This window comes from Pigmentiphaga sp. NML080357 (assembly GCF_002188465.1).
Classification (GTDB): Bacteria; Pseudomonadota; Gammaproteobacteria; order Burkholderiales; family Burkholderiaceae_B; genus Pigmentiphaga.
On the sequence record NZ_NINW01000048.1, the window covers coordinates 16,908 to 41,881 of the forward strand.

Sequence of the window (24,974 nt, forward strand, 5' to 3'; positions counted from 1 at the left end):
GGGCTGGCGATGCTGCAGGTGAGCGGCGCCAGCAAGCGTTTCGGCGGCTTGCAGGCCTTGTCGGAGGTCGGGCTGCGCATCATGCCGGGGCAGATCTACGGGCTCATCGGACCGAACGGCGCGGGCAAGACGACGTTCTTCAACGTCATCACCGGCCTCTACCAGCCCGATGCCGGGCACTTCGCGCTCCAGGGCGTTCCCTATACCCCGTCGGCGCCGCATCGGGTGGCGCAGGCCGGCATTGCCCGCACCTTCCAGAACATCCGGCTGTTCGGCGACATGACGGCGCTCGAGAACGTCATGGTAGGGCGCCACGTGCGCACCTCGCAGGGCGTATTCGGCGCGGTCTTCAGGCACCGCGCGGCGCGCGAGGAGGAAGCGGCCATACGCGCGCGTGCCAAGGAACTGCTGGAGTTCGTGGGCATCGGGCATTACGCCGGCCGTACCGCCCGCCATCTGTCCTATGGCGACCAGCGTCGCCTGGAGATCGCGCGGGCGCTGGCGACCGATCCGCTGCTGCTGGCGCTGGACGAACCCGCCGCCGGCATGAACCCCACCGAGAAACTGGCGCTGCGCGAACTGCTGCAGCGCATCCGCGCCGACGGCCGCACCATTCTCTTGATCGAGCACGACGTCAAGCTCGTCATGGGGTTATGCGACCGCATCACCGTGCTCGACTACGGCAAGGTCATCGCCGAAGGTCCGCCCGCCGCGGTGCAAAGCGATCCAGCGGTCATCGCCGCCTACCTGGGAGCCAGCCATTGAGCGACGCGACGACCACCGCGGCCGGCAACGTCCTGTCCGTCCACGACCTGCGCGTGGCCTATGGCGGCATCCAGGCGCTCAAGGGCGTATCGCTGAAAGTCGACGAGGGCGAACTGGTGGCGCTGATCGGCGCCAACGGCGCGGGCAAGACCACGACGCTGAAGGCCATCACCGGCACGCTGCCCGGCAGCCGGGTCGAAGGCCGGGTCGATTACCTCGGCCAGCCCCTGAAGGGATTGAAGTCCTTCCAACTCCTCGAGCGCAAGCTCGCCATGGTGCCGGAAGGACGCGGCGTGTTCGCCCGCATGAGCGTGCGCGAGAACCTGCTGATGGGCGCCTACACGGTCTCCGACAAGCGCCAGATCGCCGAGGACATCGAACGCTGGTACGGCGTTTTTCCGCGCCTGAAGGAGCGGTCGTCGCAGATGGCCGGCGCCTTGTCGGGCGGCGAGCAGCAGATGCTCGCCATGGCGCGCGCCCTGATGTGCCGCCCGCGGCTCCTGTTGCTGGACGAGCCTTCCATGGGCCTGGCGCCCATCATGGTGCAGAAGATCTTCGAGGTGATCCGCGAAGTCTCGGCCCAGGGCGTGACGATCCTGCTGGTGGAGCAGAATGCCCGCCTGGCCCTGCAGGCCGCGCACCGGGGATACGTGATGGAGTCGGGTTCGATCATCATGACCGGCCCGGCTTCGGCAATGCTGGACGATCCGCGCGTGCGCTCGGCCTACCTGGGCGAGGAATGAGCCTCCCGGGGAGCTACTTGGTGACGGCCAGCAGGGTGCGCTTGCCGCCCTTGTAGGTATAGAGCGTGAGCGCGCCGTCCTTCAGGTCGCCCTTGCCGTCGAACGCGATGTTGCCGGTGATGCCCTTGTAGTTGATCTTGGCGAGTTCGGGCAGGTATTTCGCGGGCTCCCACGAATCGGCCTTCTGCATCGCGGCGGCCACGGCCAAGGTGGCATCGTAGGCGTAGGCGGCGTTGTAGACCACGTCTATGCCGTAGCGCTTCTTGTACGCCGCCCGGAAATCGTCCATGCCTTTCTTCTCGGACTCGGGCACGCCGCCCGCCTCGGCGCAGACCACTTGCTCTTCGCCCAGTCCGGCGCCCGCCAGCCCGGGCAGCGAGCCGGTGCATATGCCGTCGCCGCCCATGAATTTCGACGTGATGCCCAGCTGCTTCATCTGGCGCAACATAGGACCGCCCACGGCGTCCATGCCGCCGAAGAACACCACGTCGGGCTTGCGCGACTTGATCGCGGTCAGGATGGCGTTGAAGTCGGTAGCCTTGTTGTTCGTGTACTGGTTGGCCACGACCTTGCCGCCCGCGGCCTTGACGCCCTTGGCGAATTCCTCGGCCACGCCTTGCCCGTACGCCGTGCGGTCGTCGATGATGGCGATGTTCTTGGCGCCCAGCGTCTTGACCGCGTACTGGCCGAGCACGTTGCCCAGCTGGGCGTCGTTGGCGACCACCCGGAACGCCGTCTTGAAGCCCTGCTGGGTGTACTTGGGATTGGTGGCCGAAGGCGATACCTGGGGGATGCCGGCGTCCGAATAGATCTTCGAGGCCGGGATGGTCGTGCCGGAATTCAGGTGGCCGATGACGGCGGAGACCCGGGCGTCGACCAGCTTGGTGGCGGCGGCGGTGGCCTGCTTGGGGTCGGCCGCGTCGTCTTCGGCCTGCAGCTGGAAGCGGATCTTCTTGCCCGCCAGGGTGAGCCCCTTGGTATTGAGTTCCTCGACCGCCATGCGGGCGCCGTTCTCGTTGTCCTTGCCCATGTGGGCATCGGGGCCGGTGATCGGGCCCACGTGGCCGATCCGGACGGTTTGCTCCTGGGCGCCGGCGCCTGCCGCGAAGAGCAGGCCGCTGATCAGCGCGGCAACGGTGAACGTCTGCTTCATGGGTTTTCCTTGTGAAGGTGGCAAGTCCTGGACACTGGCCCCTGGCGGGCGCGGTCTAAGTATGCTCCGATCGGGCGGGGGCGGGGAAGGGGCGCGCGGTCGATTACACTGCCCGCCGATCCGCAATGGCGAGGTCCCGATGGAAATAGAAATCAACGAAGAACTGCGCGCCTATATCGACCCGCTGACCGACGACGAATATGCCGCGCTGGAAAGCAGCTTGCTGGCCGAGGGGTGCCGGGATGCCCTGGTTCTGTGGGGCAATGTGCTGGTCGACGGCCACAATCGCTATGGCATCTGCAAGAAGCACGGCATCGAATTCCGCACCGTGCAGAACACGGCGTTCCGGTCCATGGACGACGTGCGGCTCTGGATGATCGACAACCATCTCGGCCGTCGCAGTATTTCCGACTTTCAGCGCGGCGTCCTCGCCCTGCGCAAGAAGGACATCCTGCAGGCGCGGGCCGCAGCGGCGGCCCACGAGGCCGCCCCGGCGGCGCCGGAAGGCGCGTCCGGGGCGCAGGCCTTGCCCGCGAGCGACGCGCCTGCCGATGCGGGCAAGGCGGGCCTCGTCACGCGCGAGGCCGTGGCCAAGGCGGCGCGCCTGAGCCCAAGCATCGTTGGCCAGATCGAAAAAATCCAGAAGGCGGCCGCCCCGGAGCTCGTGGCCGCCGTCAAATCCGGCACCGTTTCCATCAGCGCGGCGGCGGCTGTCGCTTCGCTGCCCGCCGAGGAGCAGGTCGCAGCCGTGGCCGGCGGCAAGGAGGAACTGCGTCGCGCCGCCCGGCAGGTGCGCGAGAAGCGGGCCAGGCCGAAGCGCGACGAGACGATGCCCCCCGAGGACGGCGCGGCGGCGGCCGATGCGGACTTGCCGCCGGAAAGCAGCGACGTCGAGGAATTGCAGCGCACGGTACGGGCGCTGCGGGCCGAGAATGCCGACTTGAAGCGGCGCGTGGCGCACTTGACCATCGCCTTGAAGGAGGCGCGCGGCGGCAAAGGGGCCGGCCCGGCCGGCGAGGCGTAGCCGGCTTTCGCGGGATGTCCGCAAGCGCGCGGCTCGCCGGCGCATTGATTGGTTTCTTGGGATTGTCTATCCGAAATATCGAATTCACAGAATAGATGCGCAGGCATACATTGCCGCTCAACTCCGCTGGCCTGCGCCAGCAGCCTCCAGCGGACCGCCGGCGTCCGGCGCCGACATACGAAAAGCGAGGAGGAGAGAGCAATGGTGCTTGCCAAGGGGCGCGGCGTTGCCGTGCTTGGGATATGCGCATGGATGCTGTCGGCCTGCGGCGGCGATGGGGACGGCGGCGCGGGAACGCCGGAAAATCCTCCTCCCGCGGCATCGCGCAGCTGCGAAGAACTGGCCTCGGTGGCTCTGGACAATGCGCGTGTGGTGGACGCGGTATCCGTTGCCGCCGGCAAGTTCACGCCGCCCGGCGCCGCCGAGCTGGACGTGCCCGCCTTCTGCCGCGTGCGCGGCGTGGCGACGCCTACGGCGGATTCGCTCATCAACTTCGAACTGTGGATACCGCCGTCGGGCGAATGGAACGGGAAATTCCTGGCGACCGGCAATGGCGGCTACAGTCCTGCGCTGAGCTGGTCCGACATGGCGCGCGGCCTGGCCCGGGGCTATGCCGTCGTCGGCGGCGACACGGGCCACCAGACCGGCAATCCCAACGACATGCTCTGGGGCGTGGGCCATCCGGAGAAAATCACCGATTGGGGAACGCGGTCCATCCACGCCATCACCCAGGCCGCCAAGCCCCTGGTGGCGGCATTGCGCGGCAGGCCGGCGTCGAGGTCGTACTACATGGGCTGCTCGACGGGAGGCCATCAGGGATACGCCGAAGTCCAGCGTTATCCCGAGGACTTCGACGGCGTCATCGCGGGTGCGCCGGGCAACAACCGCACCGCCCTGAACGTAGGCTTCATGTGGCAGTTCCTCGCCAACCACGCACCCAACGACAATACCCGCCCGATCCTGACCGTGGAAAAGATCCGGTTGGCGACACGCACCGCCGTAGCCGCGTGCGACGGGATCGACGGCGTGACGGATGGCGTCATCGACGATCCGCGCCGGTGCACGCCCGACAAGTTCAATATCGAGTCCCTGCGCTGCACCGGTGAAGACGCGCCAGGCTGCCTGACGGGGCCGCAGATCGACGCGATGAACAAGATGTACGCCGGCCCATCGAATCCGCGGACGGGAAGCCAGATCTATCCCGGGTGGCCGATCGGCAGCGAGTCCGGCTGGAACGCCTATTGGGGGACCACCGAACCGACTCGGGCTGATTTCTGGCGCTACTGGGTTTTCGATGATCCGAAATGGAACTGGTGGACATTCGACTTCGATCGCGACCTGGCCTACGCCATGGCCAAGATATCGCCGCTGGTCGACCATGTGAATCCCGACATCAGCGCTTTCAAGGCCCGCGGCGGCAAGCTGCTGGTCTACAACGGCTGGGCGGATCCGGTCGTCAACGCCCTGGATACCATCGCCTACTACGACAAGGTCCGCGCCGCGCAGAGCGGGCAGGCCGCCACCGACGAATTCTTCCGGCTCTTCCTGGTGCCGGGCATGGGGCATTGCGGCGGCGGCAACGGCACTTCCACGTTCGATGCGCTGGCGGCGCTGGATGACTGGGTGGACAAGGGACTGCCCCCGGATCGCATCGAAGCGTCCCGGGTCGCCGGGGGCGCCGTCGACCGGACGCGCCCGTTGTGCCCGTATCCGCGCGTGGCCCGATACGACGGTTCCGGCAGCATCGACCACGCGTCCAGTTTCTCGTGCGTCATGCCGGATTGAGGAAACGCCGGGCGCCGGCTCGTTCCGGTCCCGGCGTGTGCTGCGCGCCACATCTTCGGTGCTTGTAACCGGCGCCCGCTTCGCCGCTTACACAGCTTACACGTGGATTACACGAGTCCGGCATCGGCCGCCGTATGCTCGGGCCGCGTTCACGTTTACCGAAGGAGATCGTCGTGGCGAACAAAAGAAATCTATACGGCATGCTGGCACTGGGCTGTGCAGGAATGGTCGGGCTGGCGGCCTGCGGCGGCGGCGATGGCTCCTCCGGGCCGGCCCAGGGCACGCTCCAGGTATCGATGACCGATGCGCCGGCCTGCGGCTTCGACCATGTGTATGTAACGGTCAGCAAAATCCGTGTGAACGGCAACCCTAACGTGGACGACAACGGCTCGGGCTGGGTCGACATTCCGGTTACGCCGGTCCGCCGTATCGACTTGCTGTCGTTGACCAACGGCGTGATGGCCACGCTGGGCAAGGCGGCGCTGCCGGCCGGCGACTACCAGCAGATCCGGCTGGTGCTGCAGGCCAACGGCGGCAGGCCTTACGCCAATGCGGTGGTGCAGACGGGAAGCGGCGGCGAGGAAATCGCCTTGACGACGCCGAGCGCCGCGCAGAGCGGGTACAAGATCATCCGGCCATTTACCGTCGCGCCCGACACGCTGACCGACCTGGTGCTGGACTTCGACGCCTGCAAGTCCATCGTGGCGCGCGGCAACGGGGGATTCAACCTGAAGCCGGTCGTGACCGCCATTCCCATGGTGGTGAGCGGCAGGATCCAGGGCTACGCGCCGGCCGGTTCCTATGTGTACGCCGAACGTGGCGGGGAAGTGGTCAAGGGAACCGTGGCGACCGATGCGGGCAGCTTCACGCTGTCGCCCATCGAGCAGAGCCGCACTGCCGGCAATGTCGACGTCGTGGTCGTGCCGCCGCCGGCGGCGGCACGCGCCGCGGGCATCATCCGCGCGGTGCCGGTGGTCGCCGGCGCCAGCACGACGGTCTCGACGGCGGCTGCGCCCATCAATCCGCCGTCTTCCGCTGTCAACACCGTCACGGGCACGGTTACCCCGGCCAGCGCGGAGGCCGCGTTGCGCGCCCTGCAGACGACCGGCGGCGCGCGGTTCGAGATCGCCTCGACCTTCGCCAACCTGTCGACCGGCGCCTACAGCATACGCCTGCCGGCGGCGGCGCCGGCCGTCGGTACCTATCAAACCACCTTGCCCATTCCGCTTGCGCAAGACGCCGCGGCGGCGGGGCGCTATACCATCGAGGCCACCAGCGCGACCGGAGCGGTCCAGTCCGCGTCCGTCGACGTCGGGGCGGGGCCGGCAACGCGCGATTTCGCGTTCTGAACCCATCGTGAACGGAGAATCGGCAATGAAATCCATCCTCACCGCAATCGCGGCGGCCGTCGTGCTGTCCGGGTGCGCCGTCTATACGCCGAGCGGCGTCGTGGTGGCGCCCGCTCCCGGCGTCTATTACGAGCCGCCGGGGTACTACGACTACGGGCCGGTGTATCCGGGCCCGAGGTTCTGCCCGCCGGGCCAGGCCAAGAAAGGCCGTTGCTGACGGCATGCGGCGCGGGCCCATGGCCCGCGCCGCGACGCGTTCCCGCATCAGGCCAGGGCGGGGTAGTCCGTGTAGCCCTTTTCCGTGCCGCCGTAGAAGGTGGTGTTGTCGGGCGTATTGAGCGGCGCCCGCTCGCGGAAGCGGCGCACCAGGTCCGGGTTGGCGATGAACGGCTTGCCGAATGCGACGAGATCGGCGGCGCCCGTTTCGACCGCGGCTTCCGCCAGCGCCTGGTCGTAGCCATTGTTGACCATCCAGGCACCCTTGCCGCCGGCGTTGGCATAAGCCGCCTTCAAGGCCGCATAGTCGAACGGCGTGTCGCCTTGCCGGAAATCGCGGGCACCGCCGGTCGCGCCCTCGATCACGTGGACGTAGGCCAGGCCGTAGCCGGCAAGCTTGCGGGCAACGTATTCGAACAGCGGCTGCGGCTGCGGATCGGACGCGTCGTTGGCCGGGGTGACGGGCGAGATCCGGATGCCGGTGCGCCCGGCGCCGATTTCCGCCGTGATGGCGTCCAGCACTTCCGTCAGCAGGCGGGCGCGGTTCTCGATCGGGCCGCCGTAGGCGTCGTCGCGATGGTTGCTGCCCGAGCGCAGGAACTGATCGATCAGGTAGCCGTTGGCCGCGTGCAGTTCGACACCGTCGAACCCGGCATCGATGGCGGCCCGGGCGGCGCGGCGGTAATCCGCCACGATGCCCGGCAGTTCGTCCAGCCGCAGCGCCCGCGGTTCCGACGTGGGGGCAAAGCCGCCGCCGTCCGGGCCCGCCAGGTAGGTCTTGGCATTGGCGCGGATGGCGGAAGGCGCCACCGGCGCGCCGCCCTCGGGTTGCAGCGAGGTGTGGGAGATCCGCCCCACGTGCCACAGCTGCACGACGATCTTGCCGCCGGCCGCGTGCACCGCGTCGGTAACCCGGCGCCAGCCGGCGAGCTGCTCTTCCGAATAGAGTCCCGGCACGTCGGCGTAGCCCTGGCCCTGGTGGCTGATGGCGGTGGCTTCGGTGATCAGCAGGCCGGCGCTTGCCCGCTGGGCATAGTAGGTGGCGGTGATCGGCCGGGGCACGGCCCGCGGTGACCGGTTGCGGGTCAGGGGAGCCATGACGATGCGGTTGGCGAGCGGAATGTCGCCGACGGTGATGGGGTCGAACAGCGTAGGCATGATGCGGGGATCCAAAACGGAAATGCTGGTGGTCAATATCGATGAACTGCGAATCATATATCGTTAAGTAACGATATATGCGCATGCCCGTTGCGGCATCGGGGTTATCGGGGCGAACCGGGGAGGGCGCCCAAATCCAGTACTATGCCCGGCTGGTTCAATCCGGCGGATCGCGCCGTTGCCTTGCTCTTCATGTCCGATCGTTCCGCTTCCTCTCCGCCCGTCTCCCCCTCATTGCCCTTTCCCATCCTCGCCGCGCTGCGGGCCTGGCTGCTGTCCTTTCGCCCGGGGCGGGTCCGCATCAGCGGCCGCGAGCGCCTGCGCATCATTGCCGGGGCCGCCGCCGGGATCTTCCTGGCGGCCTGGGCCTGCCGGCTCATGGCGGGGGAGGGGGCGGCCACGGCCTGGATGGTCGCGCCACTGGGCGCGAGCGCCGTCCTGGTGTTCGCGGTCCCGGCCAGTCCCTTGGCCCAGCCTTGGTCGGTGATCGGAGGCAATACCCTGTCGGCGCTGGTGGGCATCACCTGCGTCCGGTACGTCGGCGATCCCGCGCTGGCGGCGGCGCTGGCCGTGGGCGGGGCCATCGCCGCCATGCTGGCGCTGCGCTGCCTGCATCCGCCGGGCGGGGCGGCAGCCTTGACGGCCGTGCTCGCCCATGCGGCCGACTATCAGTTCGCGCTGTTCCCCGTGCTTACCAATTCGGTACTGCTGGTCATGGCGGGACTGGCCTACAACAGCCTGACGGGCCGGCGCTATCCCCATGCCCAGGCGGCCCCGTCGAGCGGCCAGCGGTCGCGCTTCACCTCGGCCGATCTCGATGCCGCGCTGGCGCACTACAACCAGGTGCTGGACGTCAGCCGCGATGACCTGGAAGAGCTGCTGCATCACGCCGAAATGGCCGCCTATCGCCGCAACCTGGGCGAGCTGCGCTGCCGGGACATCATGACGCCCGGACCGGTGGTCGCGACGCCAGAGATGCCGTTGAAGGAGGCCTGGTCGCTGATGCGCCGGCACCGCGTCAAGGCGTTGCCGGTGGTGGACAAGGGAAGCAGCCTGGTCGGGATCGTCACGGTGGCCGATTTCATGCGGCAACTGGACATGGACCGGCCCGAGGGGCTGGGCGGCCGGCTGCGCGCGTTGATCGGCCTGGGAGGAGCGGCGGGGCGGCCAGGCGTCATCGCCGAAATCATGACCCGCCAGGTGCGGGTGATCAGCGCCGGCCGCTACGTGATCGAGCTGGTTCCGCTCTTTGCGGAAGGCGGCCATCACCACATCCCGATCATCGACGAAGAGCGGAAACTGGCGGGCATCATTACGCAAACCGATCTTGTCAAGGCTTTGTCGCGGGCGGTCGGCGCCGGAAGAGAGGCATGAATAGGGGTCTTTTCGGATCGCCGCGCATCTCAATTTGGCGCCGGAAGCGCCGTTAACTACGGAACAAGTACGTTGACCGGAGAGCAAGCCCCGCTATCCTCCTGCTGTCCAAGCGTGGCTCCGGATCTCCCCTGAGCCCGTCCCTCCATGCGACTTGACACCTTAGACCGCGTTCGCGCCGATTCGATCTCCTCTTTCGAGCACGCTATCGATTTTTTCGCGCGCATCGACCAGCAGGGCCGGTTCCTCCACATTTCGGCGCCGGGGCTGGCGTTCATCGGTTACCACCGCGAATACCTGCGCATCATCACCTTGCGCGATCTGGTTCCCCAGGAAGACGCGCCCCTGCTCGACGCCTGCCTGAAGCAGGCGCACCTGACCGGAGAGGTGCAGAAGTGCACGCTGCACCTGATCAAGACGCTGACCTATCCGCGCCTGGTGGAACTGCGCATTTCGCCGGACGCGGCCGACCCGGGGCAATTGACGGTGGTCGGGCACGACGTCTCGGCATGGGCCGACAACGAGCAGTGCCTGACCTACGCCATGTACCACGACGTGCTGACGGGGCTGGACAACCTCGCCTCGGCCCGCCACGAGATCGAGCGGGCCAAGCAGGAGGCGCTGGACAAGGGCTTTCGCGTGGCCTTGATGCAGATCGACATCGACGAGTTCCACCGGGTGAACCAGGCGTTCGGCTACGAGGCCGGCGACCGCATCCTGCACGAGACGGCACTTCGCCTCAAGAACGCCTGCCACGCGCGGGAGTTCGTGGCGCGCTGCTACAGCGACGCCTTCCTGATCCTGCTGCGCGACGTTCCCGACCGCAACTACGTCGAGGAGTTCGCCCGCCGCATTTCCGACGCGATCCAGCTTCCATATTCGCACGAGGGGCAGACGCTGCAACTGTCGGTCCGCATCGGCGCCGTGCTGTTCCCGGACCCGGCCAACGGCAGCGACCAGTTGCTGCATCACGTGGACGAGGCCCTGGCGCAGGCGGGCCGCAACCGCGGCTACAGCTTCGCCTTCTACGAGCGGCGCGCGGCGGGCAACCGGCCCGATACGCTCAAGCTCGAGTCCGACCTGCACAGCGGCATCCGCAACGGCGAGTTCTCCCTGTATTACCAACCCATCGTCGAGGCTCGCAGCGGTCGCGTGGCCGGCATCGAGGCGCTGATGCGCTGGCACCACCCTGTGCTGGGGCCGGTATCGCCGGAAGTCTTCATCTCGCTGGCCGAGTCGGCCGGACTGATCAATTTCCTGGGCGGCTGGGCGCTCAAGAATGCCTGCATGCAGCTCATGCAATGGGATGCGCGAGGCATCCACTTGCAGTACGCCACCGTCAACGTCTCCGCCCAGCAATTCCGCGACAAGCGGTTTCCGGCGGCGGTGCGCGAGGCGTTCAAGCTGACCGGGCTCGCGCCTCGGCGCATCGTGCTCGAGATCACCGAAAGCGTGCTGATGGAGGACCCCGACCATGCCAAGCTGCTGCTGGAAGAGCTGACCGACCTGGGCGTGCGCTTCGCCGTCGACGATTTCGGCACAGGCTACTCCAGCCTGGCCTATCTGCAGAGCTTTCCGCTCGCCGCGCTCAAGATCGACCGCCGTTTCATCAGCAACCTGCCGGTGTCGCGCAACGACCAGGCCATCGTTGCCGCGATCGTGGGGCTGGCGCGCACGCTGGGCCTGGCGCTGGTGGCCGAAGGCGTGGAAACCGAGGCCCAACGCGAGCTGCTGGTGTCCAGCGGCTGCGAGCTGATCCAGGGCTGGCTGGTCTGCAAGGCCCTGCCCATTACCGAGTTGGCGCACAAGTTCGAAACGGGCGAATTGCTGCCGCTGGACTGCTGAGCCGGACATCACCACCTGATCCTTTCCATGCCGGATATCCAACAACGCCATGCGTTGACCCGCAAGCTATGGTCGCGCATCAACGAGCGCGGCGATTTCCCGCTGCTGTCCGACTCCCTGCGCGCCACCATCTCGGCCATGAAGGCCGACGATTACGATATTACCGCGCTGGTCCAGATCGTCCTGTCCGACTTCACGCTCACGCAGCGCGTCATCCGCCTCGCCAATTCCGCCATGTACATGGCATTCGGCGGCAACATCACCACCGTGTCCCGGGCGCTGGTGGTGCTCGGCATCGAGGCCGTGGGCCATCTCGTGCTGGGGCTCAAGCTGGTGGACCATTTCCAGCAATCGCACCTGCAGTTGCAGCGGCTCGATGCCAAGCTCGAATTGAACCGCGCCATGCTGGCCGGCTGCGTGGCGCGCAAGGTATGCGAGGCGCGCGAGGTGCTGGCGAGCGAAGAGGCGGTGGTCTGCACGCTGATGCGCCAGCTCGGAAAGCTGCTGTGCATCTTCTATCTCGAGAACGAATGGACCCGGATCCGCGAGCACGCGCTCGAATACCGCCGCACCGAGGACGAGGTGGCGGCCGAGGTACTGGGCGTGAATTTCGAGGAGCTCGGCGAGGACGCGGCCGAGCGCTGGGGCCTTCCGGCGGTGATACGGCGCGGAATGCAGCCGTTCGACCCGTCCTCGGTGCCGCCTGACCAGGAGGGCGTACTGGACCACGACCGCTGGCTGCAGGCGGTGGCGACGTTTTCGGTCCAGATGTCCCGCAGCATGACTATCGCCGGCGGGGACGTCGAGCTGCGCGAGCGCCGCATGCGCGAGACGGTGCAGCGCTATGCGCGGGCGCTGTCGGTCGCGCCGGGGCCGCTGTACGACATCATGGAGCAGCTGACCCGCGAACGGGCGAGCCAGCGTTTCATCCAGGAAATCGACGACCTGCACGCCGAGTCGTCCCAGGGCGGTTCGCACAACGCCGAACGCACGTTGCGCGAGGGCATGCGCGACCTGCGCTCGCTGCCTTCCGAGCACAACCTGGGGCCGGTGCTTGCCATGGCCTCCGAGGCCATGCTGGCGGGCATGCAGTTCTCGCGCACCATCGTTTTCGTCCGCGATCCGCGCCGCCATACCTTCGAGGCGCGGCTGGGATTCGGGCGCGGCATCGAGCAATTGCTGCCCCAACTGCGCTTCAATGAGATATTCTCGGTGGATGTCTTCCACCTGGCCATCACCAATTCCGTGGGAATCTTCATCGAGAACGCCTGCGATCCCAAGTTCAGCGTGCATATCCCGCGCTGGTTCCGCGAGGTCGTCCCCGATTGCCATGCCTTCGTGCTGCTGCCCGTGCGCGCCGACAAGGACACGGTCGCGTTGATCTACGGCGACTGGAACAGCGCCGAACTGGCACGCAAGATACCGCCCGAGGAAATGGCCGCCCTGAACGAGCTGGCGCGGGAACTGGGCCGATTCTTCGGCCATGCCCGCGCGGCGGCTCCCGAATCCCATTGAGCGCCCGGGATCACGTCCGCGAACGGTTCCTGCAACTGGCGCAACGGCGCCGGATCCCGGCCGCCGCGGCCGAGGAAGGCCTGCGGCTGGCGGGCGTGCTGCCCGATGCGCGGGCCTGGCGCGGGTTCCTCGAACGCCTCTGCGCCTACGGCGGGGCGCTGGCCTGCGCCGCGGCCGTCATTTTCTTCGTCGCCTTCAATTGGCAGGCGTGGCCGCCGATCGCCAAGTTCGCGCTGCTGCAAGCCGTGCTGGTGGCTGCCGCGGGACTGGCCTGGCGCCTGGGCACGGCTCGCGCCGGCGGGCGGGTGGCCCTGCTGTTCGCCATGATCGCCTGCGGCGCGCTGCTGGCCTACGTCGGCCAGCGCTACCAGAGCGGCGCGGACAACTACCAACTGTTCCTGGCGTGGGCGGTGCTCATTTTTCCATGGGTGGCGGCCTCGCGTTCGGCGGCCGCCTGGGTGCTCCTGCTCGTGTTGGCGAACCTGGCCGCGCAGCTCTATGCGGGCCGCTTTTCGCCGTTCCTGGTGGATGCCCTCGCGGGAGACGGCGGGCCGCATGCCACGCTGTTCTGGCTCGATCTTGCCGCCGCGGCGCTGGCGGAGCGGCTGAGCGCCCGCTTGGCCGAAGGCGGGGCGGGGCGCCTGCTACCGCGCCTGGCCGGCACGCTGCTGCTGGCCATCGTCGTGGTCGGGCTGGCCGGGGCAATCCTGGACGGCGGCCGCAACGCGGGAGCCGGATACTGGGTGACGCGCGCGGCGATGTTGCTGGCATTGGCAGGCGGTTTCCTTTTCTACCGCCGGCGCCGCGACCTGCTCATGCTCACCCTCTGCTGCATGGCCGCCATCGTGGTCGCGACGGCCGTGCTGTTGCGTCTGCTGTCCGAAGGTAACGGAGGGGAGCTGGGCGTGCTCGTCATCGGCGTATTCCTGGTCCTGGCCTCGGCCGGGGCGGCCGTGTGGCTGCGGCGCCTGCAGGCGCGGTGGGGAGCTGAATGAGCGCTCCAACCCGGCCGCCCGTACGGCCAGACGGGGCCCCATCCAGGCCCGGATTCGAGTCGATCTGGAGGCAGCTCCATGCCGGCGGCCTGGTCGACGGCGCGCCCCCCGGCAGTCCGGCCGACGGTCCGCCGGCGCCCTGGCACGTGCGGGCCATGCTGGCCGTGTGCGGCTGGCTGGGCGGGCTGTTGCTGCTGGTGTTCCTCGGACTGGTCGTGCCGGATCCCTTCGACGAGCGCAGTCTGGCCGTGGCCGGCGTCCTGCTGGTGCTTGCCGCCGGCGTGCTGTTCCGGGGCAAGGCCTCCGAGCTGCGGGCGCAGTTCGCATTGAGCCTGTGCCTCGCCGGCTATGGCGCGATCGCCGTCGCCGCCGGGCTTTGGCTATCCGCCGCCCAGGCGTGGGCCGCGGCGGCGCTGGCCGGCGCCGCACTGGCGGTCGCCATGCCCGACAGGACTGCCCGCACCTTCGGCGTGGCGGCGGCGTTTCTCGCCGCCGAAGGGGGGATACGGGCGCTGGATTGGCCCAGTCCTGTCGCAGCGGTGGCGGCGTGGACCTGCACGATCTGCTGGCTGGCCGAAACCCGCCTTGCCTATCGCCTGGGCGAGCGCCAGGCGCCGCTCGCCTGGGGCGCGACGCTGGCGCTTTGGGCCCTGGGCCTGGCCAGCGGCCTTTGGTCGGCAGTGGGGATGGAGACGCCCGCGGGCTGGCGCGCCGTGTCCTGGGGGCTCGCCTTGCTGGCGGCCTTGCCGCTGGCGTTCGCCGCCTGGCGGCTGTCGGCCCTTGCGGGGCAACCTGCCCGGGGCTGGGCCACCGGCGCGGCGTTGGCGGTCGTCCTCGCGGGCGCATGGGCGCAGGGCGTGGCGTTCGGCCTGCTGACCGCGGTCCTGGGCTATTCCCGCGGCCGGGGGCCCTTGTGGAAAGGCGGGTTGATGGTGGCGCTGTGGGGCGTCGGCTGGTTCTACTACGCGCAGCACTGGACCCTGCCCCGCAAGGCGGCAATGCTGCTGGCGCTGGGAGTGGTATTGCTGCTGGCCTGGCGCGGCGTGTCCCGGCTCGGGGCGCGGGAGGCCGGACCATGAGCGAGCGCGCGGTACGCTGGCTCATCGCCGTCGGCCTGGCGCTGGTGCTGGCAGCGGTCAACGTGTCGATCTGGCGCAACGAATCGCTGTTGGCCCATGGCACGCTGCTGTCGCTGGAACTGGCCCCGGTCGACCCGCGGTCGCTGATGCAGGGTGACTACATGGCGCTGGACTGGGCGGTGGCGCATGAAGCGCGGCAGCGCTATGGCGAGCGGCTGCCCCGGGCGGGCGCGATTGTGGTCAGGCGCGAGGCGGGGTCTACCCGCGCCACGCTGGTCCGGCTGGACGAGGGCGGGCCGCTGGCCGAAGGAGAGAGCCGGCTCGCCTATACCGTCCGCAATGGGCGGATGCGGATCGCCACGGACGCGTACTACTTCCAGGAGGGAATGGCGCAGGCCTATGTCCGCGCCCGCTATGGCGCGCTGCGGGTGGATGCGCGGGGCAGGGCGGTGCTGGTGGGATTGCAGGATGCCGACCTGGCGTGGCTGGGGCCGAGCCCGGCGGGAAAGTAAGGCCGCCGGCGCGCCGCCTGGAGGGGGCGGAGCGCGGGCGAGCGGGCGTCAATCTTCCTGGCTCTTGGCCTGGGTGACGTTGCTGCCGGCCGGCACGCTCTGGGTCAGCCAGACGTTGCCGCCGACGGTGGACCCGCGGCCGATGGTGATGCGGCCGAGGATGGTCGCGCCGGCGTAGATCACCACGTCGTCCTCGACGATGGGGTGGCGCGCGATGCCCTTGGTCAGCTTGCCGTCCGGGTCGGCGGGGAAACGTTTGGCGCCCAGCGTGACGGCCTGGTAGAGGCGGACGCGTTCGCCGATGATGGTGGTCTCGCCGATGACGACGCCGGTGCCGTGGTCGATGAAGAAGCTCGCGCCGATCTGTGCCGCGGGGTGGATGTCGATGCCGGTGGTCGAATGGGCGATGTCCGAGATCAGCCGGGCCAGGAACGGCGCGCCCAGTTTGTGGATCGCATGCGCCAGCCGGTAATGGATGATGGCCTTGATGCCCGGATACGACAGCAGGATCTCCGAGATGCTGGTGGCGGCCGGATCGCCCTGGTAGGCGGCATGCAGGTCGCTGACCAGTACCGCGCGGATGGCCGGGAGCTGGGCGGCGAACCGGCGCGTGATGTCGATCGCCTTGACCTGCAGGCCCTGCTGGTCGTGGGTGTCGGGGGCCTCCGAGAAATACAGGGCGCGCCGGACTTGCTCGCAGAGCAGGTTGAGGGTGGCGTTGAGCGTGTTGCCGACGAAGTAATCGATACTGTCGTCGGTCAGCTTGCAGCGGCCGTAGTGGGTCGGAAACAGGGCCGCCGACAGGCCGTCCAGCACGGTGACCAGCGCTTCGCGCGAGGGCAGTTCGCGCACGCGGTCGAGGTAGCGGATCTTGTGCTCGATCTCGCGCGAGGTGCGCAGCTGCTCGACGATGTCGGCCAGGTTCCACTCGGGCGAGATATCCGAAGATGGGGTATGGGATGCGATCATGATGGAACGAAACGCGGTTGCGTGGGCGATGCCCCCAAGCATAGTCGAAGCGCCGTCTCCCGCTAGGGGAAACCCTTTCGACTCGTCTGGTATGGCCCGAAACGGTAGAATATCGCCCCAAGTCGCCCGCGCATGCGGCTGACGCAGTCCCGCGTCCCAGGAGCCCATGCGCAAAGTCGACGCCTTCAGGGACATCAATTATGAACCGCATTTTCAGTCAATCGCTGGTGGCCGCGGCCGCGCTGGGCGTCGCCGCTTTCGCGCAGGCCGCCGAGGTCAAGATCGGCCTGGCGGCGGCGCTGTCCGGCGGTGCCGGCCAGTACGGCGCTGCCATCCGCAATGGCTTCCAGCTTGCCGCCGACGAACTCAACGCCGCGGGCGGCGTCAACGGCAATACCATCAAGCTGGTCATCGAAGACGAACAGGGCAAGAAAGAAGAAGCCATCAACGTCTTCAAGAAGCTGATTTTCCAGGACCGGGTCGTGCTGATCTTCGGGCCGACGCTGTCCAACTCGGCCCAGGCGGCCGATCCCATCGCCCAGGGCGCCAAGACGCCGGTGTTCGGCACGTCCAACACCGCCGACGGCATCACCTCCATCGGCAACTACGTCTTCCGCAATTCCGTGACGGAAGCCGACGTGCTGCCCGAGACGATCCGTGTCGCGGCCAAGCACAACAACATCAAGAAGGTCGCCGTCTTCTACGGCAACGACGACGTCTTCACCAAGAGCGGCTACGACAACTTCAAGAAGGCGCTGGAGGACTTGAAGATCCCGGTCACCACCACCGAGACCTTCGCCAAGGGCGACGTCGATTTCAAGGCCCAGCTGACCAAGATCAAGGCCTCCAATCCCGACGCCGTGGTGCTGTCGGCGCTGATTGCCGAAGGCGGCCCGATCATGGTTCAGGCGCGCCAGCTCGGGCTGAACGTGCCCTTCATCGGCGGCAACGGCATGAACTCGGTCAAGGTATTCGACCTCGCCAAGGAAAAGGCGGACGGCCTGTGGGTGGGCAGCCCCTGGTCCATCGAGAACGCGACGCCCGAGAACACCAAGTTCATCGCCGCCTACAAGGCCAAGTACAATATCGCGCCGGACCAGTTCGCCGCCCAGGCCTATGACGCGATGCACATCGTGGCCGAAGCCCTGAAGAAGGTGAAGCTCTCCGGCAACGTGCAGAACGACCGCCAGGCGCTGCAGGCGGCGCTGCCCGCGGTGAAGATCACCGGCGCCACCGGAGCCTTCCAGTTCCGCCAGGCCAAGGGCGCCGGCGGCAAGCCCGGCGGCTACGATGCGGTCCAGACCCCCATCGTGATGGTCACCCGCGGCGGCCGCTACGTCATCGAGAAGTAATCGGTACCTGCGGAATCCGCCGGCTCCGTGCCGGCGATCCGAAAAGGGCGCGGGACTCCCGCGCCCTTTGTAATAGTAGGGCTCTCGCCCATTTTTCACTTGTAACCTTGCTGCTTCGATCCTGTATTCGGTCCCACGAAAGGTGGGCTGCTCTGATTCACGGCGCCGCGGATCCGGCTCCGCCGGTCTGCCAGCGCCGCCCCGAGGCGAGTCCCGGCCCTCTCGGGGGGCTGCCGCGTAGCGGATGGGGGCTCACCATACAGGGCGCGCGAAGCGCGTAGGGGGTGCCATGTTCCATCAACAACTCGTCAACGCGCTTTCGCTCGGGTGCGTTTACGCCCTGTTCGCGCTCGGTTTCACGCTGGTGTTCGGCGTCCTGGGCGTCATCAATCTTTCCCATGGCGCCGTCTTCATGGTGGGCGCCTACGTGGCGCTGCAACTGGTTTCCCAGTTCGGCCTGCCGCTGTGGGCGGCCCTCGCCGCCGCCGCGCTGGGCAGCGGGCTCGTCGGCATCCTGATCGACGTGCTCATCCTCAAGCGCCTGCGCAAGCGCAATGCGCCGCACCTGATTCCCATGATCGCCACCATAGGCGTCGCCATCGCGCTCAACAGCGGCATGCAGGGGATCTACGGGGCGGCCAACATGCGCTTCCCGGCCGGCCTCGTGCCCGACGACGCCATCCAGATCGCCGGCCTTCACATGACGGTGATCGAGCTCATCATCATTTTCCTGTCGTTCGCGCTGATGGCGGCGCTGATGGTGATCATGAAACGGACCCAGCTCGGCCGGGGCCTGCGCGCCATCGCCGAGTCGCCCAAGGCGGCCTCGCTGCTGGGCATCAACGTCGAAGGGCTGTTCCTGCTCACCTCGTTCGCCGCCGCCGCGCTGGGCGGGGTGGCGGGCGTGCTGATCGGGCTGTATTCCAACGCGGTCTTCCCGCTGATGGGGCAACCCATGCTGCACAAGGGCATCGCGGTCATCATCCTGGGCGGCATGGGCGACATCCGCGGCGCCATGATAGGCGGCCTGTTCCTGGGGTTCGCCGAGGTGCTGTCGGTCGCCTACGTGGGGTCCACCATGCGCGACGCCGTGGCCTTCGGCCTGTTGTTCCTGATTCTGCTCGTTCGTCCGCAAGGCTTGTTCGGCAAGGTGCTGGAACGCAAGGCATAAAGGGCGAAGAAAGAAATGGAATGGTTCGATAACTTCTGGGCGATCTACAGCAACCTCGTGCTGACCCTCGGCACCAATGCGCTGCTGGCGTTGTCCATCTACCTGACGCTTTCGTGCGGCATGCTGGCCATGGCCAATGCCGCCTTCATGGGGATAGGCGCGTACACGGCGTCCATCCTGACCATGAACTACGAGATGTCTTTCCCCGTGGCGCTGCTGGGCGGCATGGCGGCCCCCATGCTGGTCGCGTTCGTCATCGGCAAGCCCACGCTGCGCCTCTCGGGCGTGTACCTCGCCATGGCCACCCTCGGGTTTGGCGAGGTCGTCCGCGTGGTCATCCTCAACACGGAATCCTGGACCGGCGGCGCGCTGGGGCTGAACGGCATCCCCCAGCTGACCCAGTGGTGGCATATCGCGCTGGCGGTGGTGCTGGCGCTGGCCGTGCTGTACCGCCTGCGCCGCTCCAAGGTCGGCCGCGCCTTCGAGGCCATCAAGGAAGACGAGACCGCGGCCGGCCTGATGGGCATCGACGTCAACAACACCAAGATGCTCGCTTTCGTCCTGGGGGCGCTGCTGGCGGGGCTGGCGGGCGCACTCAACGCGCACCTGACGTTCTTCATCGGCCCCAATGAGTACGGATTCGACCGCGGCGTCGAGATCCTGACCATGACGATACTGGGCGGCATCGGCAGCCTGGCCGGACCGGTGGCGGGTGCCGTGATCCTGACACTGCTGCCCGAGACGCTGCGTGCGTTCAGCGATTTCCGGCTCGTCATCAACGGCGTGATCCTGGTCCTGATCGTCCTGTTCCTGCCCAAGGGCATCTGGGATCCGGCGCTGCTGCGCAGCTGGTTCCGCCGGCGGGGTACCTGACATGCTCAAGCTTCAATCCATCTCCAAGCATTTCGGCGGGCTGCACGTATTGCAGGACGTCAATATCGAGGTTCCGCAAGGGACCATCTTCGGCCTAATCGGGCCCAACGGCGCCGGCAAGACGACGGTGTTCAACCTGATCACCGGGTTGCTCGAGCCTTCGGGCGGGAGCATGACGTTCGACGGCCGCGACCTGGCCGGCGCCAAGCCGCATCAGATCACGCGCCTGGGCATTTCCCGCACGTTCCAGAACATCCGCATCTTCAAGGAAATGTCGCTGCTCGAGAACGTGGTGGTGGGTATGCATCGCCATCTCGACTATGGGCCGGCGGGACTGCTGCTATCGCTGCCGGGGTTCCGCGCCCAGGAGCGCCGGGCGCGCGAACGGGCCCTGGAGCTCCTGTCCTGGGTCAAGCTCGAGCACAAGGCGCACCAGACGGCGGACAATCTTTCTTATGGCGACCAGCGCAAGCTCGAGCTGGCGCGCGCGCTGGCCACCGAACCCAGGCTGCTTTTGCTGGACGAGCCGGTGGCGGGCATGAACACCGGCGAAAAGGTGGACCTGATGGCCGAGATCGAGAACATCAAGTCCCGTGGCTACACCATATTCATGATCGAACACGACATGCGCTTCGTGATGGGCCTGTGCGACCGCATCGCGGTGCTCAACTTCGGGCGCATCATCGCCGAAGGCAAGCCCGAGGAGATCCGCAACAACCCGATGGTGATCGAAGCCTATCTGGGGCGGGAGGACGACGTGGCGGACGAGGTGCAGGCATGAATCCGCTGCTCAAGGTATCCGGGCTGGAGGTGTCCTACGGTCATATCGCCGCCGTCAAGGGCATCGACCTCGAACTGCGCGAGGGCGAGATCACGACGCTGGTCGGCGCCAACGGCGCCGGCAAGTCCACCACGCTGCTGGCGCTGTCCGGCCTCGTCCCCAAGGCATCCGGCACGATCATGTTCGAGGGCGAGGACATAACCCGGCTGGCTCCGCACAAGATCGTCTCCCGGGGCATCGTGCAGGTGGCCGAAGGGCGTGCGATCCTGACCACGATGACGGTACGCGAAAACCTCGAGCTCGGCGCGTACACGCGGCGCGACAAGGGTGAAGTCGGCGCCGACCTGGATCGCGTGTTCGAACTTTTCCCGCGCCTGAAAGAGCGCCTGAACGGCATGGCGGGCAACCTGTCCGGCGGCGAACAGCAAATGCTCGCCATCGGCCGCGCCCTGATGGCCAAGCCGCGGGTGCTGCTGCTGGACGAGCCGTCCATGGGTCTGGCGCCCATCATCGTCCAGGAGATCTTCCGCACTTTGCGCGAGATCAACCGCCAGGGATTGACGATTTTCCTGGTCGAGCAGAACGTCAGGCAGGCGCTCAAGATTGCCCACCGCGGCTACGTGCTGGAGACCGGCAAGATCGCGCTGGCTGGCAGCGGCAAGGAGCTGCTGGGCGACCGGCGCCTGGTGGAAGCGTATCTGGGAGGCTAGCGGACCTATCCCGCGCCGTTCAGGCCGCCGCATAATAAAGGAGCACGCCATGCATGTGGCGTGCTCTTTTTTTGCTTTTCCCGAGGAGATCCCGCCGTGGACGACAGGCGCCAAGCGCCGGCACGCATCGCCTTGCCGGTAGGATTCATCATCGTGCTGGGCCTGCTTGCGGGCCTGCCGCCGCTGTCCATCGACATCAGCCTGCCAGGCCTACCCGCCATCGGTGCGGAATTGGGCGCCTCCGACGCGCAGATGCAGGCCACGCTAGGCGCCTTCATGCTGACCTTCGGCTTCGGACAACTGGCGTGGGGACCGTTGTCCGACCGCCATGGCCGGCTGCGCATCATCCTGTCGGGCCTCGTGGTGTACGTCGTGGCGGCGCTTGCCTGCATGCTGGCGCAGGGCGGAGCGGCGCTGGTCGGCTGGCGGGCGCTGCAGGGATTCGGCGCATCGGCTGCGTCGGTGGCTGGCATTGCCCTGGTGCGCGACGTGTTTCCGCAACCACAGCAGCGGGCCACCATCCAATCCTTCATCGTGGCGGTATTGAGCCTGGCGCCCATCGTTGCGCCGCTTCTCGGCGCGCTGGTCATTCACCTGGCCGGTTGGCGCGGGTTGTTCGGCGTGCTGGCCGGCGCGGGGCTGTTGTTGATCGGCATCGTCGCGGCGCGCCTGCGCAGCGGACGGCTGCAGGCGTTGCGCGCATCGGCCGCGCAGGCGCCCGCCGGTGCACCGGAGGCGCCTTCCGCATCAGGCGCCTCCGGTACGCCTTCCGGGTACCGGCGCTTTATCTCCCTTCCGCACGCGCTGGCCCTGGCAGTGTCGCTGGGCATGGTCTTTTGCGGCATGTTCGTCTTCATCAGTGGTTCGCCGTTCGTGTTGATCGACAGGATGCGGATCTCGAGCGCCGCCTATGCGGTCGCGTTCGCCATCGCCTCGGCGGCCGTGCTCGCGGGTTCGCTCGCAACCGCTCGCCTGTCGCAGCGCGGCGTCGCGCCGCAACGGATCCTGGCCGCCGGCGTGCGCGGCGCAGCCTGCGCCGGTGTCGTGGCGCTGGTCGTTGGCCTGGTCTTGAGCGATGCGCACGGGCAGTGGTGGGAAGTCGCGCTGTTCGTCGCGGCGATGGCGGCGAGCCTGTTCTTTGGCGGCTTCGTGATGCCGGCCATCTATGCCTTGGGATTGCAGGACGCGGGAGCGATGGCCGGTGTGGGCGCCGCCGTGCTGGGAGCTTCGCAGATGCTGGGCGGTGCGCTGGGAAGCACCGCGGTGGGGGTGCTTCCGATCGCGCCCGTCGTAGCCGTGGGCATGCTCGCCGCCGCGTGCGGCTTATTGACCTGGGGTATTGCGGCCGCGACGATGAAAGCCGGCACGTCGCGCTGATCGCACGCTTCGACGGCGACGCCATCGACGTAACGCCGGAACAAAGCCTGCATGCGTGACCGCATTGCGTGTCGCAAAAAAAAATCGTCGCCGACGTGTTTTTGCGGCCAAAAGGGTTGACATTGTTCAGAGCACCATTAACACTTCGGGCCTCGACTTTTTGAGATTGATATGGTTAAGAAATCGCAATCCGTTAAGGCCGCTGCCAAACCGGCAGCCAAGAAGCCGGCCGCGAAGGTCGCCAAGAAAGCCGCTCCGGCCAAGTCGGCCGGATCGGGCGTGCTGGTGAAGCTCGAAGCCGCCGCCGTGCGTCTGGGCGAAGCCGCCAAGAAGGCGCTGGAGCGTTCGGAGAAGGCTCGCAAGGATGCCGCGCAACGCGTGAGCCTCTACGAGAAGGCCGTCAAGGCCGCTCTGAAAGAGGCCAAGGCTGTCGTGGCCGCAGGCGACAAGAAGCCTGCTGCCAAGAAAGCCAAGGCCGCTTCCCCGGCCGCGCCGGCCAAGAAGGCTGCCGCCAAGCCCGCCGCCAAGGCTGCCAAGCCGGTCAAGCCGGCCGCCAAGCCTGCGGTCAAGCCCGCTGCGAAGAAGCCCGCCGCCAAGCGCGTGGTTCGCAAGAAGGCTGTCGCTCCGGTTGCCGCACCGGCCGCCGCCGAGCAGCAAGCCGCCCCGGCTCCGGCCGCCGCCTGAGCCGCGACGCGTTGAAAAATGCCGCCCTTCGGGGCGGCATTTTTTTTGCTCTCGCGCAGCGGCCAGCGGGGATTCAGAATGGATAATGCCGTGGCGTCGTTTGCACCGTGATCCAGCGCAGCTCGGTGAATTCGTTGATCCCGGCCTTGCCGCCGAAGCGTCCGTAGCCGCTGGCTTTGACGCCGCCAAACGGCATCTGCGCCTCGTCGTGCACCGTGGGGCCGTTGATGTGGCAGATCCCGCTCTCGATGCGCTTGGCCACCTCCATCGCCCGCGCGATGTCGCGGCTGAAAATGGCCGACGACAACCCATACTCGCTGTCGTTGGCGACCCGGATCGCTTCCTCCACGCCGCTGACGCGCACGATGCAGACCACCGGCCCGAAGGACTCCTCGCCGTAGATTTCCATGGCCGGCGTGACCTTGTCGAGGACCGTGGCCGCCATGATGTTGCCCTCGATCTGGCCGCCGGCGACGAGCTTGGCGCCTTTGGACACGGCGTCGTCGATCAGCCGGCGGATGCGCTGCACGGCTTCCGCCGTCACCACCGCGCCGAGCACGACGTCGTCGCGGCGCGGGTCGCCGGCGGGCAGGGCGGCGGCCTTGGCGGCGAACTTGGCCGCGAACGCGTCGGCCACCGCGTCGTCCACCACCAGCCGTTCGGTCGACATGCAGATCTGCCCCTGGTTCATGAACGCGCCGAACGCCGCCGCGTCGACCGCGGCGTCCAGGTCCGCGTCGTCCAGCACCAGCAGCGGCGCCTTGCCGCCCAATTCGAGCAGCACCGGCTTCAGGTAGCGCGCCGCCGTCTGCGCGATGATGCGGCCCACGCGCGTCGAGCCGGTGAAATTGACCCGCCGCACCGCCGGATGGGCGACCAGCGCCTCGACCACGGCCGGCGCGTCATCCGGCGCGTTGGAGACGACGTTGACCACGCCGGCCGGCAGGCCGGCCTCACGCAGCACGTCGGCGATGAGATGATGCGTGGCGGGGCAGAGTTCCGAGACCTTGAACACGACCGTGTTGCCGCAGGCCAGTGGCATGGCGATGGAACGGGTGCCCAGGATGATGGGGGCGTTCCAGGGAGCGATGCCAACGACGACCCCCACCGGCTGGCGCACGGCCATCGCCAGGCTGCCGGGCACGTCGGACGGGATGACCTCGCCGGAGATCTGCGTGGTCATCGCCGCGGCTTCGCGCAGGATGCCCGCCGCAAGATGGGCGTTGAAGCCGGCCCAGCCTCGGGTGGCGCCGGTTTCGGCAATCATGCGGTCGATGAATTCGGGCGTGCGGTTCTCGAGCAGGTCGGCGGCGCGGTTAAGCAGCCGCCGCCGCTCGTTCGGCGCAAGCGCCGCCCAGGCGGGAAAGGCCGCGGCGGCGGCATCGGCCGCGGCCCGCGCATCGGCTACCGTGGCGGCAACGGCGCGGGTGCTTTCCGCGCCGGTCACCGGGTCGCGCCGCACGAAGGTGGCGCTTGCCGCGGCATCGCGGTCTTCGTTGTCGATCAGCAGCTTGATGTCGAACATGAATGAGGCTCCAGTGAAG

General features: G+C 67.7%; 23 protein-coding genes. 19 read left to right on the plus strand and 4 right to left on the minus strand.

The window, feature by feature from the left end; genetic code table 11:
- Positions 1 to 9: 9 nt before the first annotated feature.
- Positions 10 to 765: an ABC transporter ATP-binding protein gene (locus CDO44_RS21920; RefSeq protein WP_369824703.1), complete on the plus strand. Its 756-nt coding sequence runs from the start codon at positions 10 to 12 to the stop codon at positions 763 to 765.
- On the plus strand, positions 762 to 1,508 hold the full coding sequence (locus CDO44_RS21925) for an ABC transporter ATP-binding protein (RefSeq protein WP_233146305.1): 747 nt from the start codon (positions 762 to 764) through the stop codon (positions 1,506 to 1,508). The genes CDO44_RS21920 and CDO44_RS21925 overlap by 4 nt, the downstream gene beginning before the upstream one ends.
- Before the next feature lie 13 nt (positions 1,509 to 1,521).
- On the opposite strand, the gene CDO44_RS21930 is transcribed toward CDO44_RS21925, so the two are convergent.
- Positions 1,522 to 2,661 carry a branched-chain amino acid ABC transporter substrate-binding protein gene (locus CDO44_RS21930; RefSeq protein WP_087782387.1) on the minus strand — a complete coding sequence of 380 codons (1,140 nt, stop codon included), beginning with the start codon at positions 2,659 to 2,661 and terminating at the stop codon, positions 1,522 to 1,524.
- A gap of 139 nt (positions 2,662 to 2,800) precedes the next feature.
- On the opposite strand from CDO44_RS21930, the gene CDO44_RS21935 reads away from it, so the two are divergent.
- The 4 genes from CDO44_RS21935 (at position 2,801) to CDO44_RS21950 (ending at position 7,036) form a co-directional block, all read left to right on the plus strand.
- On the plus strand, positions 2,801 to 3,685 hold the full coding sequence (locus tag CDO44_RS21935) for a hypothetical protein (protein WP_087782388.1): 885 nt from the start codon (positions 2,801 to 2,803) through the stop codon (positions 3,683 to 3,685).
- Positions 3,686 to 3,886: 201 nt separating this feature from the next.
- Entirely contained in the window at positions 3,887 to 5,470 is a 1,584-nt protein-coding gene (locus CDO44_RS21940) for a tannase/feruloyl esterase family alpha/beta hydrolase (protein WP_087782389.1), read from the plus strand.
- Positions 5,471 to 5,670: 200 nt separating this feature from the next.
- Entirely contained in the window at positions 5,671 to 6,819 is a 1,149-nt protein-coding gene (locus CDO44_RS21945) for a DUF4382 domain-containing protein (protein WP_087782390.1), read from the plus strand.
- Between the two features lie 25 nt (positions 6,820 to 6,844).
- Positions 6,845 to 7,036 carry a hypothetical protein gene (locus CDO44_RS21950; RefSeq protein WP_087782391.1) on the plus strand — a complete coding sequence of 64 codons (192 nt, stop codon included), beginning with the start codon at positions 6,845 to 6,847 and terminating at the stop codon, positions 7,034 to 7,036.
- Positions 7,037 to 7,083: 47 nt separating this feature from the next.
- On the opposite strand, the gene CDO44_RS21955 is transcribed toward CDO44_RS21950, so the two are convergent.
- On the minus strand, positions 7,084 to 8,193 hold the full coding sequence (locus CDO44_RS21955) for an alkene reductase (protein ID WP_087782477.1): 1,110 nt from the start codon (positions 8,191 to 8,193) through the stop codon (positions 7,084 to 7,086).
- A gap of 192 nt (positions 8,194 to 8,385) precedes the next feature.
- On the opposite strand from CDO44_RS21955, the gene CDO44_RS21960 reads away from it, so the two are divergent.
- The 6 genes from CDO44_RS21960 (at position 8,386) to CDO44_RS21985 (ending at position 15,513) form a co-directional block, all read left to right on the plus strand.
- A complete protein-coding gene (locus CDO44_RS21960) occupies positions 8,386 to 9,567 on the plus strand; it encodes an HPP family protein (RefSeq protein WP_198951424.1) in 1,182 nt (393 codons plus the stop codon).
- Positions 9,568 to 9,714: 147 nt separating this feature from the next.
- Positions 9,715 to 11,412, plus strand: coding sequence for a bifunctional diguanylate cyclase/phosphodiesterase (locus tag CDO44_RS21965; protein ID WP_087782392.1), 1,698 nt, complete (start codon positions 9,715 to 9,717; stop codon positions 11,410 to 11,412).
- Between the two features lie 27 nt (positions 11,413 to 11,439).
- Positions 11,440 to 12,927, plus strand: a complete 1,488-nt coding sequence (locus CDO44_RS21970; RefSeq protein ID WP_087782393.1) for an HDOD domain-containing protein — start codon at positions 11,440 to 11,442, stop codon at positions 12,925 to 12,927.
- Entirely contained in the window at positions 12,924 to 13,922 is a 999-nt protein-coding gene (locus tag CDO44_RS21975; protein WP_158213380.1) for a DUF2157 domain-containing protein, read from the plus strand. Before CDO44_RS21970 ends, CDO44_RS21975 begins: the two co-directional genes overlap by 4 nt.
- The gene (locus CDO44_RS21980; RefSeq protein WP_087782394.1) at positions 13,919 to 15,001 is read left to right on the plus strand and encodes a DUF4401 domain-containing protein; all 1,083 of its coding nucleotides are present in this window, start codon (positions 13,919 to 13,921) and stop codon (positions 14,999 to 15,001) included. The genes CDO44_RS21975 and CDO44_RS21980 overlap by 4 nt, the downstream gene beginning before the upstream one ends.
- On the plus strand, positions 14,998 to 15,513 hold the full coding sequence (locus CDO44_RS21985) for a GDYXXLXY domain-containing protein (RefSeq protein WP_087782395.1): 516 nt from the start codon (positions 14,998 to 15,000) through the stop codon (positions 15,511 to 15,513). The genes CDO44_RS21980 and CDO44_RS21985 overlap by 4 nt, the downstream gene beginning before the upstream one ends.
- Before the next feature lie 48 nt (positions 15,514 to 15,561).
- Here the strand turns inward: CDO44_RS21985 and epsC are convergent, their stop codons facing one another.
- Positions 15,562 to 16,482, minus strand: coding sequence for a serine O-acetyltransferase EpsC (epsC, locus tag CDO44_RS21990; RefSeq protein WP_087782480.1), 921 nt, complete (start codon positions 16,480 to 16,482; stop codon positions 15,562 to 15,564).
- A 200-nt stretch (positions 16,483 to 16,682) separates the two neighbouring features.
- On the opposite strand from epsC, the gene CDO44_RS21995 reads away from it, so the two are divergent.
- The 7 genes from CDO44_RS21995 to CDO44_RS27705 all read left to right on the plus strand — a co-directional run bounded on the left by CDO44_RS21995 (position 16,683) and on the right by CDO44_RS27705 (position 23,430).
- Positions 16,683 to 17,834, plus strand: coding sequence for an ABC transporter substrate-binding protein (locus tag CDO44_RS21995; RefSeq protein ID WP_087782396.1), 1,152 nt, complete (start codon positions 16,683 to 16,685; stop codon positions 17,832 to 17,834).
- 289 nt (positions 17,835 to 18,123) lie between these two features.
- Positions 18,124 to 19,005, plus strand: a complete 882-nt coding sequence (locus CDO44_RS22000; protein ID WP_087782397.1) for a branched-chain amino acid ABC transporter permease — start codon at positions 18,124 to 18,126, stop codon at positions 19,003 to 19,005.
- A gap of 15 nt (positions 19,006 to 19,020) precedes the next feature.
- Complete coding sequence (locus tag CDO44_RS22005) at positions 19,021 to 19,878, plus strand: branched-chain amino acid ABC transporter permease (RefSeq protein ID WP_087782398.1); 858 nt, start codon at positions 19,021 to 19,023, stop codon at positions 19,876 to 19,878.
- Position 19,879: 1 nt separating this feature from the next.
- A complete protein-coding gene (locus tag CDO44_RS22010) occupies positions 19,880 to 20,659 on the plus strand; it encodes an ABC transporter ATP-binding protein (protein ID WP_087782399.1) in 780 nt (259 codons plus the stop codon).
- Entirely contained in the window at positions 20,656 to 21,369 is a 714-nt protein-coding gene (locus CDO44_RS22015; RefSeq protein WP_087782400.1) for an ABC transporter ATP-binding protein, read from the plus strand. Before CDO44_RS22010 ends, CDO44_RS22015 begins: the two co-directional genes overlap by 4 nt.
- 96 nt (positions 21,370 to 21,465) lie before the next feature.
- Positions 21,466 to 22,746 carry an MFS transporter gene (locus CDO44_RS22020; RefSeq protein WP_158213381.1) on the plus strand — a complete coding sequence of 427 codons (1,281 nt, stop codon included), beginning with the start codon at positions 21,466 to 21,468 and terminating at the stop codon, positions 22,744 to 22,746.
- A gap of 171 nt (positions 22,747 to 22,917) precedes the next feature.
- Positions 22,918 to 23,430: a histone gene (locus tag CDO44_RS27705; protein WP_158213382.1), complete on the plus strand. Its 513-nt coding sequence runs from the start codon at positions 22,918 to 22,920 to the stop codon at positions 23,428 to 23,430.
- Positions 23,431 to 23,503: 73 nt separating this feature from the next.
- On the opposite strand, the gene CDO44_RS22030 is transcribed toward CDO44_RS27705, so the two are convergent.
- Positions 23,504 to 24,955, minus strand: coding sequence for an aldehyde dehydrogenase (locus CDO44_RS22030; RefSeq protein ID WP_087782403.1), 1,452 nt, complete (start codon positions 24,953 to 24,955; stop codon positions 23,504 to 23,506).
- Positions 24,956 to 24,974: the final 19 nt, after the last annotated feature.